The 14,754-nt window shown below is 73.9% G+C and carries 12 protein-coding genes; 6 read left to right on the top strand and 6 right to left on the bottom strand.

Annotated elements, in window-relative coordinates; all coding sequences use genetic code 11:
• Positions 1-57: 57 nt before the first annotated feature.
• Complete coding sequence (locus FDO69_RS22470) at positions 58-4,389, bottom strand: cation-translocating P-type ATPase (RefSeq protein ID WP_104781656.1); 4,332 nt, start codon at positions 4,387-4,389, stop codon at positions 58-60.
• A 16-nt stretch (positions 4,390-4,405) separates the two neighbouring features.
• A complete protein-coding gene (locus FDO69_RS41290) occupies positions 4,406-4,957 on the bottom strand; it encodes a hypothetical protein (protein WP_170320925.1) in 552 nt (183 codons plus the stop codon).
• 238 nt (positions 4,958-5,195) lie between these two features.
• Between FDO69_RS41290 and FDO69_RS22460 the strand changes: the two genes are divergently transcribed.
• The 6 genes from FDO69_RS22460 to FDO69_RS22435 all read left to right on the top strand — a co-directional run bounded on the left by FDO69_RS22460 (position 5,196) and on the right by FDO69_RS22435 (position 10,873).
• Entirely contained in the window at positions 5,196-5,873 is a 678-nt protein-coding gene (locus FDO69_RS22460; protein ID WP_104781654.1) for a nucleotidyltransferase family protein, read from the top strand.
• 10 nt (positions 5,874-5,883) lie between these two features.
• Positions 5,884-6,171 (top strand): BON domain-containing protein, encoded by a 288-nt coding sequence (locus FDO69_RS22455; protein WP_104781653.1) that lies wholly within the window; start codon positions 5,884-5,886, stop codon positions 6,169-6,171.
• Positions 6,168-6,932 (top strand): metallophosphoesterase family protein, encoded by a 765-nt coding sequence (locus tag FDO69_RS22450; protein ID WP_104781652.1) that lies wholly within the window; start codon positions 6,168-6,170, stop codon positions 6,930-6,932. The genes FDO69_RS22455 and FDO69_RS22450 overlap by 4 nt, the downstream gene beginning before the upstream one ends.
• A gap of 76 nt (positions 6,933-7,008) precedes the next feature.
• Positions 7,009-7,413 carry a LysR substrate-binding domain-containing protein gene (locus FDO69_RS22445; RefSeq protein WP_159030639.1) on the top strand — a complete coding sequence of 135 codons (405 nt, stop codon included), beginning with the start codon at positions 7,009-7,011 and terminating at the stop codon, positions 7,411-7,413.
• 281 nt (positions 7,414-7,694) lie between these two features.
• Entirely contained in the window at positions 7,695-9,359 is a 1,665-nt protein-coding gene (locus FDO69_RS22440) for an alkaline phosphatase D family protein (protein WP_104781650.1), read from the top strand.
• Positions 9,360-9,505: 146 nt separating this feature from the next.
• Positions 9,506-10,873 (top strand): alpha-lytic protease prodomain-containing protein, encoded by a 1,368-nt coding sequence (locus FDO69_RS22435; RefSeq protein ID WP_104781649.1) that lies wholly within the window; start codon positions 9,506-9,508, stop codon positions 10,871-10,873.
• A 61-nt stretch (positions 10,874-10,934) separates the two neighbouring features.
• Here the strand turns inward: FDO69_RS22435 and FDO69_RS22430 are convergent, their stop codons facing one another.
• Genes FDO69_RS22430 through FDO69_RS22415 form a run of 4 tightly spaced genes read right to left on the bottom strand, consistent with a single transcriptional unit; the run spans position 10,935 to position 14,753 of the window.
• Positions 10,935-12,188, bottom strand: a complete 1,254-nt coding sequence (locus FDO69_RS22430; protein ID WP_324826989.1) for a serine hydrolase domain-containing protein — start codon at positions 12,186-12,188, stop codon at positions 10,935-10,937.
• Complete coding sequence (locus FDO69_RS22425; protein ID WP_104781647.1) at positions 12,185-13,102, bottom strand: DUF6895 family protein; 918 nt, start codon at positions 13,100-13,102, stop codon at positions 12,185-12,187. The genes FDO69_RS22430 and FDO69_RS22425 overlap by 4 nt, the downstream gene beginning before the upstream one ends.
• A complete protein-coding gene (locus tag FDO69_RS22420) occupies positions 13,099-14,061 on the bottom strand; it encodes a DUF6895 family protein (protein ID WP_104781646.1) in 963 nt (320 codons plus the stop codon). Before FDO69_RS22420 ends, FDO69_RS22425 begins: the two co-directional genes overlap by 4 nt.
• Positions 14,058-14,753, bottom strand: coding sequence for a hypothetical protein (locus tag FDO69_RS22415; protein WP_104781645.1), 696 nt, complete (start codon positions 14,751-14,753; stop codon positions 14,058-14,060). Before FDO69_RS22415 ends, FDO69_RS22420 begins: the two co-directional genes overlap by 4 nt.
• Position 14,754 lies beyond the last annotated feature (1 nt).

The raw sequence follows: 14,754 nt of genomic DNA, 5'->3' as shown, positions 1-14,754 counted from the left end.
CCGCAGGTGAGGAGGCCGCCACCACAGCTCGTGGTGGCGGCCTCTTTCGTGTCTGCGCTACGACGCAACTGGGGCGGCGATCCCGCTCCGGAAGAGGTGCCGGGCCTGGCGGCTCAGGTCGTCCAGACGCAGGGCGAGGTGCGCCGCGGCGTCGTAGAGGGCGTGGACGGCCCGGAGCCGTTCGAGACGGGGGGCCAGGGCCGACAGGGCGATGGCCAGGGCGACGCCCGTCCAGGCCACGGGCCCGAGTGGGGTGCAGCCGAAGAAGTGGCTGACGCCGGGGGTCTGGACGAGGGCGGCGAGGACGGCGGCGGAGCCGAGGGCCGTGACCCACACCAGCGTGCTGTGCCGGCGTCCGTTGAGGGTCTGCACGAGCTGGGCACCGACCACACCGCACAGGGCCATGGTGGTGGACCGGCGTTCGGTGCCGGGGGTGAGGCGGCCGATGAGGTACGCCGCGACCGCGCCGAAGCAGGTGGTGATGCCGCGGCGGCGGATCGAGCGCAGCAGGGGCGCGCCGAGGACGTCGAGGCCCATCGGGCCGGTCGCGGCGTGCTCGGCTGTGGAGGGGTCGCTGCTCGGCGTGACGGCCACGGCCATGGCCGGGAACATGTCGGTGAGCAGGTTGACCAGCAGCAGCTGACGGGTCGACAGGGGTGAGGCACCGGCGAGCAGGGTGCCGAGGACGCTGAAGCCGACCTCGCCGGCGTTGCCGCCGATGAGGATGCTCACCGCGTCGGCGACGCTGCGCCACAGGGCACGGCCCTCGGCGACCGCGTCCACGAGGACGGACAGGTCGCCGGTGGTGAGCACGAGGTCGGCGGCGTTGCGGGCGGCCGCCGAGCCGCGCGACTCGACACCGACGCCGACATCGGCCGCGCGGATGGCGGCGGCGTCGTTGGCGCCGTCACCGGCCATCGCCACGACCCGCCCGGCCTGTTGCAGGGCCTCCACGACGTGCAGCTTCTGCTCGGGTGCGACCCGGGCGATGACGCCCGCGCCGCGCAGGACCCGGACGCGTTCGCGGCGTTCCATGGCGACGAGTTCGTCGCCGGTCACCGCCTCCGTCTCCTCCGGCCAGCCCAGTTGCAGGGCGATGGCGCGGGCGGTCTCCGGGTGGTCGCCGGTGAGCATGACGGGCAGGATGCCGGAGCGGCGCAGTTCCGCGAGCAGGGCGTGCGAGGTGTCGCGCGGGACGTCGGCGAGGGCGACGAAACCACTGAACTCCAGGTCCGCGAGCGGCGCGTCCAGTTCGGCCTCGGCGTCGTCGGCCCGGCAGGCGCGGCGGGCGACGGCGAGGACGCGCAGTCCCTGCCCGGCGAGCTCGTGGGCGGTGTCCGAGGCGTGCCCCGGCAGGTCCCGGCAGGCGGGCAGGATCGTCTCGGGGGCGCCCTTGACGACGAGGAGTTCGCCCATGTCGGGGTCGCCGTCGCGACCGACGGCGGCGGCGTAGCCCCGGCGGGTCTCGAAGGGCAGCTCGCCGGTGGGTGCCCAGCCCTGGTCGGGCGGGGCCACGTCGAGGACGGCCTCGTCGGTGGCGTGCGCGACGCGGCGGCCCTGCCCCGTCTCCTCCTGCGGGCAGGCGCGCGCGGCCAGCCGCACGATCGGATCGGCCTGCTCGTCGTCCGTGGCGAGGACGGTGCCGTAGGCGGTGGCGACGCGGACCAGGCGCAGCTTGTTCTCGGTGAGGGTGCCGGTCTTGTCGAAGCAGACGGTGTCGACCCGGCCGAGCGCCTCCAGGGTGCGCGGGGTGCGGACCAGGACGCCGCGACGGGAGAGCCGGCGGGCCGCCGCCATCTGCGCGACGGTGGCGACGAGGGGCAGGCCTTCGGGGACGGCGGCGACGGCGACCGCGACACCGCCGCTGACGGCGCGCCGGACGGGGCTGCCGCGCAGCAGGGACAGGCCGGTCACGGCGGCGCCGCCGGTGAAGGTCACCGGCAGGGCCTTGCGGGTCAGTTCCTGGAGCCGGGCCTGGACCCCGGCGGGCGGCGGGGTGCGGGCGGCGAGGGTGACGGCCCGGCCCGCCTCGGTCTGGTCGCCGGTGTCCACCACGAGGGCGGTGGCCCGTCCGGCCACCACGGTGGTGCCCTCGAAGACCATGCAGGTGCGCTGGGCCACGGGGAGCCCGGGCGTGGCCTCGACCGTCTTGCTCACCGGCAGGGACTCGCCGGTGAGCGCCGACTCGTCGACCTCCAGGCCGTCGACGTCCAGCAGCCGGGCGTCTGCGGGTACGACGTCGCCGGCGTCGAGGCTGATCTCGTCGCCGGGCCGCAGCCGGGCGGCGTCGACGGTGACCGTGCGTCTGCGGTTGTCCTGCTTGCGGGCCTTGGGCTGCTGCCGGGCGGCGAGCCGGGCCAGGGCCTGTTCGGCGCGCAGCCGCTGGAGTCCGCCGGTCACGGCGTTGAGGTCCATGGCGCCGACGACGAGCAGCGCGTCGACGACCGAGCCGAGCAGCGCCGAGGCGACGGCGCCCGTGGCGAGGACGGGGGTCAGCGGGTCGTCGAGTTCGCGGCGTACGGCACCGGCCGCCTGCCACGTCCAGCGGGCGGGGGCGAGTGCCGGGTGCCGGGTCAGACGTACGGCCTGTTGCCGTGAGCGGTCGGCGACGAGGGACAGTCCGCGGGGCTCGCCGTCGCGGTCGGCGCGCCCCAGCCGGTCCCGGGCCTCGTGGGGTTCCAGGGCGTGCCAGGGGATGTGCAGCCGGGGCGGGGGCGGGGTGTCCCGGGCGACGCGGACGGCTTCGAGCCAGCCGGTGATCAGGGCGCCCGCGGCGGCGATGTTCACGGGGGCGTGCCGGGTGAGGGGCCACAGGAGGTGTCGGCCCGGGGGCTGCCCGCCGCGGGCGACCAGGAGCCCGGACAGGGCCGCGCCTGCGCGGGCCAGGGTCTGCGACCGGCGTCCGACGCGACGGGCCGCGGGGATCGCCGTGAGCAGCCGCCAGACATCGGCGAGGCCTCTCGGGGCCAGCACGTCGACGCCCCAGGAGACGGCTGCCCGTCCGTCGGTGAGGGCGATGGCCACGTCACCGGCGGGCAGTCCGGCCACGAGGTGCCCGTCGCCGGACTCGTTCAGGCGGGCGACGGTCACGACCACGCGCCCCTCGGCCTGCAGGGCCCGTACGACGTCCCCGAACGGCTTGGCGCTCGGGGCGACCTCGTCGGCGAGCCGGGTGATGTCCTTCAGGTCGGAGCCGCCCGCGATCACGACGTGCAGTCCGGCCCGGCGTGCGGCGTCCAGGACGGCCTCGGCGAAGGGGTGGACCGGGTCGTCGGGCAGGCCGTCGTCGGTGCCGTCCTGCCGCAGGCTGCGCAGGGCGTCGGCGTGCAGGACGAGGGCGTCGGCGATCTCCAGCTGCCGCAGGCGCTCTCCGTTGCGCAGCAGGATCCCGGCGTGGGCGAGGAAGGTGCCGAGGGTCGCGCCGAAGGCGGCCGGTCCGTAGCGGGCCGCTTTGGGGGATCCGGCGAGGACCGCTTCGGCGGCGTCCCTGGCGCTGTGGGTGACGAGGAGGGTGGCGGCGGCGCCGGCGAGGCTGCCCGTGCTGGCGTGGGAGGCGTACTCCGCGGCGGGGGTCACCTTGAGCGGCGGCCGGGTGTCCGCGGGGCAGGACACGCTGATGCGCCGGTGGTGGCAGACGTCGTCGTGGAGTGCCTCGAAGGCCGCGGCCCTGGCCACCGCCTCCGTGAGCTGGTTGCCCCGCAGGATGCCGTCGAGCACGAGGGCCAGCGGGGTCTGGCCGATGCCGTGGGCGGCGGCGTTGGCGGCGGCGAGGACGAGTTCCATACCGGACGTGCCGAACCGCTGCCGGAGCACGGCCCGGAAGCGGGGGTTCTCGCGCAGCAGCGTGACGGTGGCGGTGATGACGCGCGAGGCGGGGGGCAGCCGCAGGGACCGGCCGGCCAGGGCACCGGCCGCTCCGGCGGCGTCGAGCAGGATCGCCGCCGCGGTGACGCGTACCTCGGCGGGGTCGCCCGGGTGGCTGGTGTCCCGGGCGTTGGGGTCGGCGCCCTCTTCGAGGCCCAGGCGGGTGGCGAGCGCGGTGGCCCGCTCGGTGACGCGGTCGGTGGCGGCGTCCTCGGCCAGGGTGACCACCAGGCGGCCCAGTCCCCCGTCCCAGTACGCCGTGAGGACGTCCGGGTGCTCGACGAGTTCCTCGGCGACTTTGTGGGCGAGCGCTCCGGCGTCGCCGTCGGCGTGCCGCAGCGCGAGGTGGAGGCGCTGCCCGGCCTTCCAGTGCTGTCCGCCGGTGAGGGCGTTGCGTGCGACGTTGCGGACGCGGCGGGTGGTGTCGTAGACGGTCGTCACCGACTGGGCGGTGCTGCGGGCGGCGCCTGCGGCCGCGCCGGCCACGGCCCCGACGAGCGGGGTGACGTCGAAGCGTGTGAGCATCTGCTGCTGTCCCGACTCAGCCGGTGGGGCGGCTGTCGTGTGCGTGCCCGTGAGGCTGCTCGTCGTCGTGGTGCGCGGTGGCCTCGGCGACCTGCTTGAGGGCGGAGGCGGTGGCGGTGTCGCCGACCTTGGCGGGCTGTTCGTGGACGTGCTGTTCCGGCCGGTCGTGCCGGTAGTGGGAGGAGGCGAGCCTGCCGCCGGGGCCGTAGGCGGAGGTGTCCTCGTCCTCGCCGGCCCGGGCGGAACGGTTCTCGCCGCTCCTGCCGGTCTGTGTTGCGCCGTTCGGTGACGCGCCGTCGGGCCGGTGCTCGGGCCGCGGGCGGGTCAGCCAGGCGACGGCGGCTCCGGTCACCGCCACCGGCCACTCCACGAGTCCGGCCACGCCGAGCACCCCGGCGCCGGCGTAGACGGCCATCCGGCGGCCGCGCGGGGAGACGGCGCCGATCCTGTCCAGCGCGCCCGTGGCCGCCCTGCCCACCTGCTCCGCGCCGGGCAGGTGGCTGAGACCCGAGGCCACGGCCCGCAACGGCTGCGGAAGCTCCGACGAACGTGACGTGTCCTGGTTCATGTCGACCTCCACAAGCGCGTTGCCGGCGGCGTGATCCGGTTTCCCATCCTTTTGCCCCATATTCCGCCTTTGCAAGGTTATGCGCTTGTCTTGTTCGGCCGGGCGTCAGAAGCCGAACGCTCCGCGGAAGCCGTCCGTGTCGGGCCGGGAGCGCCGGGTACTCAATGCAGGCACACAGGCCGTCTCGGGTCCGGACACCGCACGGGAGCGCAGTGTCCGATTCGGCGAAGGAGTGGTCATGACGCAGAACGGTGATGACGCGACGCTCGTCCGGCGACCGGGGATCCCCGACCTCCGGACGGCACCGGACGGTGCCGAGCCCGCGCCACCACAGGATCCGCAGGCGGACCAGCCGCTGCAGGAACTCCCCCAGGACCGCAACCAGGCACTCCTGGAGGCGGCCAAACAGGTCGGCGCCCTGCTGAAGCGCGAGGGGCACCTGTTCGCGCTGGCCGGGAGTGTGGCCGCGTACGCCCACGGCGGCGAGAAGAACCTGCAGCACGACGTCGACTTCGCGATCCGCCCCGAGGACGCGGAAGCGGTGGCGGCCACGCTCCACGAGGCCGGGCTGACGGTGTACACCCCGCCGGAGGACTGGCTGATCAAGGCCACGTGCTTCGGGCAGCCGGTCGACATCATCTTCGAGCTGGCACACCGGCCGGTCGGCGCGGACATGCTGGAGCGGGCGCAGGAGCTGTCGGTCGACTCGGTGCGCATGCCCGTGCTGGCCCCGACCGATCTGCTGTGGAGTCTGACCGCGGCGTTCTCGGAGCATCACTGCGACTTCGGGGCGGCCCTGCCCATCGCACGCGCCCTGCGGGAGAAGGTCGACTGGGAGAAGGTTCGGCGCGAGTGCGGGGACGAACCCATGCCCGCGGCCTTCTTCTTCCTCCTGGAGCGCCTGAACGTCATCTGAAGGAGCACCCATGAGCACCCACGGTTCCCAGGACGCGGGCGGCGGGCCGCCTGCAGAGAACCTGGACTACCGCATCGCCCACCTCCAGGACCGCCTCGCCTCCGGCGAGCTCGGTGAACTGGGCGTACGGGTCGAGGCTCGCGGCCGGGCGGTCCTGCTCACCGGCACCGTGCCCTCGGCGCCCTGCCGCGACGAGATCGTGCGCACCGTCCACGAGGAGCTCGCCGGATTCTCCGTGCACAGCGACCTCGTGGTCACCGAGGCGTCCTGCCCCGACCACGCGGAGGAGCTCTCATGATCCGTGTCGCAGCCGTCGGAGACATCCACATGGGGCCCGACAGCCAGGGCGTGCTCCGCCCCGCGTTCGAGACCCTGCCCGAGTGCGCCGACCTGCTGCTGCTGGCCGGGGACCTGACCCGGCACGGCACGCCCGAGGAGATGCGGGTGGTGGCCCGGGAGGTCCAGGATCTCGCCGTTCCGGTGGTCGCCGTCCTCGGCAACCACGACCACCACGACGATCGTCCGGACGAGGTCACGGCGATCCTCCGGGACGCCGGCGTCCATGTCCTGGAGGGGCAGGCGACGGTCGTGGAGAGCGGCGGGGCGCGGATCGGCGTGGCCGGGACCAAGGGGTTCGGGGGCGGCTTCGTCGGCCGGTGCGCCGGGGAGTTCGGCGAGCCGGTGATGAAGGAGTTCGTCCAGCACTCACGCCGGTGCGCCGACGGTCTGCGGGCCGCCCTGGAGCAGGTGGCCCGGGAGGGCTGTGACGCGCGGATCGCCCTGACCCACTACTCCCCCGTCCCGGACACCCTGGCGGGCGAACCACTGGAGATCTACCCGTTCCTGGGGAGCTATCTGCTGGCCGAGGCGATCGACACCGCCGGCGCCGACCTCGCGGTGCACGGGCACGCGCACGCCGGTACCGAACACGGCATGACGAGCGGCGGCGTGCGGGTGCGCAACGTCGCCCAGCCGGTCATCGGACGGGCCTTCCACGTCTACCACCTGCCGGCGCGCGAGCCCGCCGCGGCCGGCGCCGTCGCCCAGCAGGCCCGCTGAGCACCTGGCCGGCGGACCGAGTTCTCCGGCACCGGCTGCGTTGCCGAGATGACCGCGGCTCCGGCCAGGAGGTGTGGTGTCGCGTGGATCGGACTCCCTCGTGGCCGTCGTGCCGCCGGACAGCCACCTGGCCGTCCTGGACGAGGTCACCTGGACGGAACTGAGTCTCGAGCCCTTCGTGGCACTGCAGCCCGGAATCGGCGTCCGCCGGCTGACGGACTTCGGGTGTGCTTCCGCCGGCGCAGCTCCCCACGCAGTGGTGACGGCCCGAGGCGTAGCCACCGTGGCCGGGCTGGTGGCGGCAGGAATCGGAGTCAGTGCGGTGCCACAGGCAGTACGGCCACTCATCGGATTCCAGCCGCTGCCTGTGCGAGCCCTCGTCGAACCCACGGTCACCAGAGAAATCTGCCTGCTCGGCCGCGACTCGCCGCCCCCGGCGGCACAGGCCTTCCGCAGAGCCGTCGCCGAAGCCTTCGCGTGACCCTTCGGTGCGCTCTGCGCTCAGCGCTCAGCGCTCAGGGCCGGTCGGCCCCGCCTTCGGCTCCTCTCGCGTGGTTCGCGTTTCGCCGGCGCGGCCTTTCTGTTGCCCGCCGACCACACGCACCGAGCCCCCGGTGTACCGCCTGTGGTGTGAACCCCCCGCACGTCGCGTCCGTTTAAGGCATTTTGTCTGCTTAGCATGCGAGCGCCGCGCTCCGCACGCCGACGATGTCCCCATGCATCCGCACGGGAGCGCAACCGCCCCGTACGAGAGGACACCAGATGGCGCTGACGGGCCGTCGAAGAGCACCGTCCGAGCATGCTTTCTCCCCGCACGACGACGTGCTGCGCACCGCCGCGCCGCACGTCGCCCGCCGCCGGTTCCTGACGGTCACCGCGGCCGCGGCGATGCTCGCCTTCGCCACCAACCGGCCGGCCCTCGGCGCCACCGCCGCTCCCGAACTCGACGCCGCCCGGGTGTCCGACGACCCGTTCACCCTGGGTGTGGCCTCCGGCGACCCGCTGCCCGACTCGGTACTGATCTGGACCCGGCTGGCCCCCGAGCCGTTCGCCGAGGACGGCGGCCTGGGCCAGCAGCGGGTCGTCGTCTCCTGGGAAGTGGCCCTGGACGAGTGGTTCGCGATCGTCGCGCAGGAGGGCACCGCCACGGCCCATCCCGAGTACGCCCACAGCGTGCACGTCGACGTCAAGGGCCTGATGCCGGACAGCCACTACTACTACCGGTTCCGCGTGGGCAGCTGGATCAGCCCCACCGGCCGGACCCGTACGGCGCCGGCCGCGGGCACGGACACCGCGGGCATGCGGCTGGCCGCCGTGGCCTGCCAGGCCTACCAGGACGGCTACTACACGGCCTTTCGCCATCTGGCGCAGGAGGACGTCGACGTGGTGTTCCACCTCGGCGACTACCTGTACGAGTACCCGGTCGACTCCACCGGCGGGGCCCGTCGCTACACCGACCGCACACTGCCTGACGTGTTCAACCGCGAGACGACCACCCTGGCGGACTACCGGCTGCGCTACGCGCTCTACAAGAGCGACCCGGACCTGATCGCCGCGCACGCCCGGCACCCGTTCCTCGTCACCTGGGACGACCACGAGACGGAGAACAACTACGCAGGCGGCTTCGACGAGAACGGCAGCCCCCCGGAGCAGTTCCTGGTACGGCGCGCCGCCGCCTACCGGGCCTACTGGGAGAACCAGCCGCTGCGTGCCGAGCAGCTGCCGCAGGGCCCCGATGCCCGGCTGTACCGCCGGCTGGCCTGGGGGTCGCTCGCCCAGTTCGACATCCTCGACACCCGCCAGTACCGCTCCGACCAGGCCTACGCCGACCGGCCGCACGCGCCCGGCAGCGAGTCGGACGATCCGGCCCGCACGCTCACGGGCGCCGCGCAGGAGCGCTGGCTCCTGGACGGCTGGCGCGACTCCGGCGCGCTGTGGAACGTGATGCCCCAGCAGGTGTGCTTCTCCCAGCGCAAGTTCGACCTGACCGAGCCGGCACGGGTCTCCATGGACGCCTGGGACGGCTACCGGGCCTCCCGCGACCGGGTCATGGCGGGCGCGAAAGCCGCCGGCATCGACAACTGGATGATCCTCACGGGCGATGTCCACGTCGGCTACGCCTTCGACATCAAGGACGACTTCGACGACCCGAAGTCAAGGACGCTGGGCACGGAACTGACCTGCACCTCCATCGCCAGCGGCGGGAACGGGACCAGCAAGCCGGACAACTGGGACACGTTCATGAAGGCCAACCCCCACATGAAGTACTACGACGGCCGGCGCGGCTACGTCCGGGTCGAGCTGGGGCGTGAGAAAGCTCAGGCCGACTTCCGGACCGTCTCGGCCATCAACACGCCCGGGGGCACCATCTCGACGACCGCGTCCTTCGTCACGGAGGTGGGTTCGCCCGGCCTGAAGTCCGCGTGACACGCCGGGCGTCGGCAGTACTGCACATGGCGCCCTTCCCCGCGCCGAAGCGCGAAACGGGGCGGGCCGGGACATCACTCCGGGCCGCTCCGGCAAGGCCTACGGCCTCGCCGGCAGTTCCACCGCGATCGAAGGAGACACATCGAATGGCCCACAGACATGCCGTGACCGGCCGCCGGGCGGCCCTGACCGCACTCGGCGCGCTCCTCGCGACCGGGTTCCCGTCCGCCGTGGCGGCCGAACCGGCACCCCCCGCGGGTCCGTTGCCCTCGACCGCCCATACCCTCGGCGCCGACCGGCCGTCGGCTCCGCTGCTGCGCGCCCTGAAGCGCGACCTCGGGCTGACCCGGGCCCAGGCCTCCCGGCGGCTGATCAACGAGGCGGAGGCGGGCACCCGGGCAGGTCTGCTGCGCAATGCGCTGGGGAACCGTTTCGCGGGGGCCTGGCTGCGCGGCACGACCTCGCAGGAGCTCGTGGTGGCGACCACCAAGGCCACGGACGTGCCCGCCATCAAGGCCCAGGGCGCCAAAGCGGCCGTCGTGAAGAAGACACTGCGCGACCTGACGGCCGCGAAGCAGAAGCTGGACCGGGCGGCGGCCCGCGTCGGCGCCCGCGACACGCACCTGTGGTACGTCGACGTCCCCACGAACCGGGTCGCCGTGGAGGCCCGGACCAAGGCCGCGGCCGCCGCGTTGATCAAGGCAGCCGGCCTCGACGGCAAGGGCGTCGGCGTCAAGGTGACGGCGGACCGGCCACGCCTCCTGGCGGACATCACCGGCGGCGATGCCTACTACATCAACAACGCCGCCCGGTGTTCGATCGGCTTCTCCGTCACGAAGGGCGCGCAGCAGGGCTTCGCCTCGGCGGGCCACTGCGGCAAGAAGGGCGACACGACCACCGGCTTCGACAAGACGGCGCAGGGCACGTTCCAGGCCTCCACGTTCCCGGGCAAGGACATGTCGTGGGTCGCCGTCAACGACCAGTGGAGCACGACCGCGAACGTGAGGGCCGAGGGAGACCAGAAGGTGCAGATCACCGGCTCGGTCCAGGCGCTCGTCGGGGCGGCCGTCTGCCGCTCCGGCTCCACCACCGGGTGGCACTGCGGCAGCATCGAGCAGCACGACACCAGCGTCAGCTACGCCCAGGGCAGGGTGGACGGGCTGACCCGGACGACGGTGTGCGCCGAGCCGGGCGACTCCGGCGGGCCCTTTGTCGCGGGGGTCCAGGCACAGGGCGTGACCTCCGGCGGTACGGGTGACTGCAGCAGCGGGGGCACCACGTTCTACCAGCCGATCAATGCGCTGCTCAGCGACTTCGGCCTCACCCTGAAGACCGCCGCCGTCGAATCGGCTCCTCCGCGGGGCGACGTCACGCAGGCGTGGGCAGTGGGCCGTGTCTACGAAGCCGGTGCCACCGTGCTTCACGCCGGTGTGCGCTACCGGTGCCTGCAGACCCATCAGGCGCAGGGCGCATGGGCGCCGACCCGCACGCCGGCCCTGTGGCGGCGGGCGTGACGAGGGGTCAGAACTGTCCGGCGTCCGCGCGGCACGTACCGCCGGCGCCGGGTGGGGCCCGCTACCCCTGTGCCAGCAGCGCGTACGCGGTGGCCAGGAACGGGTCGTGGGCGCGGAAGCGGCGGGTGCACACCGCGGCCAGAGCGGTGCCGGTGTCGGCGCGAAATCCCAGGAACGCCTGGTGGCCGAGGGTCGCGCCGCTGTGGAAGAACATCGGTCCGCCGTCCGTCGGGTGACGGAACCAGGCGATGGTGTGGACGTGCCGGTGCCCGATGCCCCTGCGCAGCACGGGGCGGCGCACCGCCCGCAGAGCGGGGGCGAGGTGCGGTGACACGCCGGTCGGGTCCAGATGGGCTTCGAGGAAGGTGAGCAGGTCGTGCGGCGTGGCCCGTACGGCACCCGCTGCCTGGAAGCCTCCGGCGTCGAAGGCGGGCACGGGTGACACACCGTCCCTTCCGTGCCCGGGGGCGTCGAGACCGGAGTCGTCCGCGCGCAGGGTCGTGCCGTCCAGAGCCAGGGGGCGCAGGATCTGGTCGGTGAGCAGGTCCTCCCAGGGGGTGCCGGTCGCGGCGGCCAGTGCGTGTCCGAGTACGGCGACGCCGAAGTTGGAGTAGCGCCACCGGGTGCCGGGGCGGTGGCGCGGCCGGTGGCGCAGGAAGGCGCCGACGACCCGGGCCTGCGGGAAGCGGGCGTACGGATTGGTGGTCCAGGCGGGCAGGCCCCGCAGGAAGAACCCGGCCGGCAGGGCGGGCAGTCCGGAGGTGTGGGTGATCAGGTGCGCGAGCGTCACCGGGTTCGCGCCCGCCTGCCGCTCCCCCTCCAGGAGGGCGGCGGCCGGTTCACCACCGGTCAGCCGACCGCTGTTGATCAGCCGGGCCAGCAGCAGCCCGGTGAAGGTCTTCGTCGCCGAGCCGATCTCGTAGCGCAGGTTCTCGCGCGCGAGCGGCGGGGACGGGGTGGTGCCGCCGCTCACGACGCTGCGGTGTCCGTGCCGGGAGAGGGCGAACACCACCTGCGGGGCGTCGGACGCGGTGACGGCGTCGGCGAGCCGCTCAAGGACCGGGCCGTCGTCGGGGGGAGATCCCGGCGACAGGACGCGCGGGGCGGGCCCCGCGGTCGTGAGCGCGGCGCGCCGGTGCCGGGACCCGTCCGACGGCATGTCATGCCGGGCGGGTGGCCGGTCCGCGGGCGTGCCGCGCGAGGCCCCCGGGTCCTCGACGGCCGGCGTGTGGCGTGCGGCCGACGACTCGTCCGCCGCGGATGCGGCGTCGCCGAGCGGTCCATCCGGCCAAGGTGCGTGCCGTCGGGACGTCATGAGGCGGGCGCCAGCAGGGACAGGGACCGGGATGTGGCCAGTACGGAGGCGTAGGCGGCGACCAGGGTGGGGTGGTAGACGATGTCGAACACCTCGTCCGGCGTACCCTCGGGCATCGTCCGCAGGGCGGGCATGGCGCCGTCGGGCTGCTGTGCCGCGGCGAAGCCCTCCCAGGCCCGTTCGTCCAGGGTCGGACGGGGCAGGCAGGCGTCGACCACCAGCAGTTCTCCGAGCAGGTCCCAGCGTTCCAGGTCCAGCCAGTCGTCGATCCAGACCGGCAGCCAGGTCGCGAGGTAGTCGGCGGTGGCGGGCGGCAGACCGTCCGGCCTCTCCCCCCAGTCGGTCAGGTGGAACACGTTGTGCGTGACGTCGTAGGCGATGTGCCCCTCCACCGTCCAGGGCTCGGGGGTGCGGGCCAGCCAGGTCGTGCCCCGCACTTCGGACTCCGGCGGCCGGGGCGGGAGGCCGAACCGCCGCTGGAACGCCGACAGGCCGAGCCGCCGGGTCGGGGTCGCCTCGAAAGCCGCCCAGCTGTCGATCCGATGGTTCAGGACGGCGGCCCGCTCCACCTCCGGCTGGCTGTAGCCGAGTTCCTTGAAGGGCAGGTACACCTCGAAGGGGATGGGTGAGATGGGCTCCGTGAGCTGTCCGCGCACCAGCATCCGGCCGCCGTCGAGTGTCTCGCGCCAGGCGTGGTCGAGGAGTTGCCGGGCCAGCTGCGCCTGGCGCGACCCCGCGACACCCTCGCGGAACAGCACCTTGCAGATCATGGCCAGTTCGCCGATCGGTTTGAAGCGCTCCAGGAAGCCGATCTCGGGGTCGACATCGGGTTCCAGCTCGAATCCGTCACGGTGGGCCCACAGCCATTCCAGGGCGCCCACCCCGACATTGTGGATCAGGCGGGTGTCGGTCATCCCAGCACTCCTTGTCCGCCGGGCCGGTGGTGCGCGGCCGGCCCGGCCCCGTCGTCGAGCCGCCCGGTGGTCAGGGTCGCCGCGAAGGCCGCCATGAGGGTGGGGTGGTAATGGGAGAGGAAGTCGGGGCTGCTGTCGTGGTCCACTCCGCTCCCCTGCTCCGGGACCGCCCCAAGAGGGTGCTGCACCGCCGCGATCCGCGCCCAGGCGTCGTCGAGGACGGCGGGTTCGGGCAGCAGGGGCAGGCTCGCCGCCACGGCCAGCAGCTCACAGCCGAGGTCCCACATCCCGGCGTCCAGACAGGTGTCGAGCCAGGGCGGCAGCCAGTCGGCCAGGTAGCCGGCGAGATCGGGTGGGAGCCCGGCGGGCCCGGCGCGTCCCCAGTCGGTGAGGTGGAAGACCACGTGGGTGAGGGAGTAGCCGGAGGACTGCTCGAAGGTCCAGGGCTCGGGCAGCCCGGCCAGCCAGGTGCGCCGCAGCGCCTGCGGCAGCGCGTCGGACTGCCGGATGCCGCTGCGGCCCTCGGCGTTCACGACGCCGAGCCGCCGGGTGGGCTCCTGCTCGGTGAGCTGCCAGCCGCGGGTGCGGGCCACGGTGGCGGCGGCCGCCTCGTAGCCCTGGTGGCGCAGGCCCGCCGCGGCCATGGCGGCATACACCTCCAAGGGGTAGGTGGCGAAGGGCTCCAGCCGCTGCAGGCGCAGGAAGAGCTCGCCCCGGCCGGTCTCCTGCCACGCGAAGGCCATCAGGTCGGCCGCGCAGGCGTGGAGCGGATCCGGGGGCGCGGTGTGCCGGCACACGGTCGCGCACACCTGGGCCAGTTCCCCGAGCGGCTTCCAGCTGCGGTTCACCTGCCCGTCGGCGGCCAGCGCGTCCTCACCCAGCGCGAACTGCGCGCGATGCGCCGACACCCATGCCAGCGCGTCCTCGGCCACCTGCCGTGTCCCCCGTGCGTCCCTCACACGAACGCTCCCGTCCGCGTCAGCCGTGCCGCACTCACGTGCAGGGCCACGAGCGGGTCCTGACCGCCCATCAGCTCCACGAAGTCCAGGCCGTTGTCGAGTCCCAGCGTCTGCGGTACGCCCTCCAGCAGGGTCAGCCAGCGGCCGGCGCCGGCCGCCTGCCGCCAGTCCCTGCGGCGGACCGCGCGCACGAAGCCCCGGGCGACGTCGACCGGACGCTGCCGTGCCGCGCGGGTTACCGCGCAGTCCTCCCCCGGCAGGGCGAGGGCGGCCAGCACCGCGAGCTGGTGTGTCAGGAGTTGCCAGGTCGCGCTCTCGAGCCAGGCGGCGTCGGGCTCCTGGTGCGGGGCGTCGGCGTGGCCCGGGTCGAGCCGCCGCAGCGCGTTTCGCATGGCCCAGTGGCTCCACCGGACGGTGGGGGCGGCGTCGGCTCCGGGCGGGTAGGCCTCCACGGCCTTGCGGAATACGGCGAGTTCGTCGGGCAGGGGCGGGGTGTGCAGAAGGGTGCTCGGCAGCAACGCGTCCGCTCCCAGCACACGTACGGCCGCGAGGGCGAGGTCCTCCGCTTCCGCGTGGGCCCGCTCGGGGGCGGCCGCACGTGTGTGGTCTCCGCTCCGAAGAGCGGAGACCACGGCGGAAGCGAGGTCCTGCACCGCGCCCTGCAAGAGGGACGAAGTGCCTGACTGCTCCATC

It is taken from the genome of Streptomyces tibetensis (genome assembly GCF_007655005.1).
Taxonomy (GTDB): domain Bacteria; phylum Actinomycetota; class Actinomycetes; order Streptomycetales; family Streptomycetaceae; genus Streptomyces; species Streptomyces tibetensis.
The sequence above is the reverse complement of the archived record's forward strand: the minus strand, read 5'-3'. Positions and strand labels throughout refer to the sequence as shown.

Excerpts from the sequence above, each read along its gene's own strand:
- FDO69_RS22435 (WP_104781649.1), top strand. The coding sequence starts at position 9,506 with ATGGCCCACAGACATGCCGTGACCGGCCGCCGGGCGGCCCTGACCGCA.
- FDO69_RS22470 (WP_104781656.1), bottom strand. The coding sequence starts at position 4,389 with ATGCTCACACGCTTCGACGTCACCCCGCTCGTCGGGGCCGTGGCCGGC.
- FDO69_RS22425 (WP_104781647.1), bottom strand. The coding sequence starts at position 13,102 with ATGACCGACACCCGCCTGATCCACAATGTCGGGGTGGGCGCCCTGGAA.
- FDO69_RS41290 (WP_170320925.1), bottom strand. The coding sequence starts at position 4,957 with ATGAACCAGGACACGTCACGTTCGTCGGAGCTTCCGCAGCCGTTGCGG.
- FDO69_RS22450 (WP_104781652.1), top strand. The coding sequence starts at position 6,168 with ATGATCCGTGTCGCAGCCGTCGGAGACATCCACATGGGGCCCGACAGC.
- FDO69_RS22440 (WP_104781650.1), top strand. The coding sequence starts at position 7,695 with ATGGCGCTGACGGGCCGTCGAAGAGCACCGTCCGAGCATGCTTTCTCC.
- FDO69_RS22415 (WP_104781645.1), bottom strand. The coding sequence starts at position 14,753 with ATGGAGCAGTCAGGCACTTCGTCCCTCTTGCAGGGCGCGGTGCAGGAC.
- FDO69_RS22430 (WP_324826989.1), bottom strand. The coding sequence starts at position 12,188 with ATGACGTCCCGACGGCACGCACCTTGGCCGGATGGACCGCTCGGCGAC.
- FDO69_RS22460 (WP_104781654.1), top strand. The coding sequence starts at position 5,196 with ATGACGCAGAACGGTGATGACGCGACGCTCGTCCGGCGACCGGGGATC.
- FDO69_RS22455 (WP_104781653.1), top strand. The coding sequence starts at position 5,884 with ATGAGCACCCACGGTTCCCAGGACGCGGGCGGCGGGCCGCCTGCAGAG.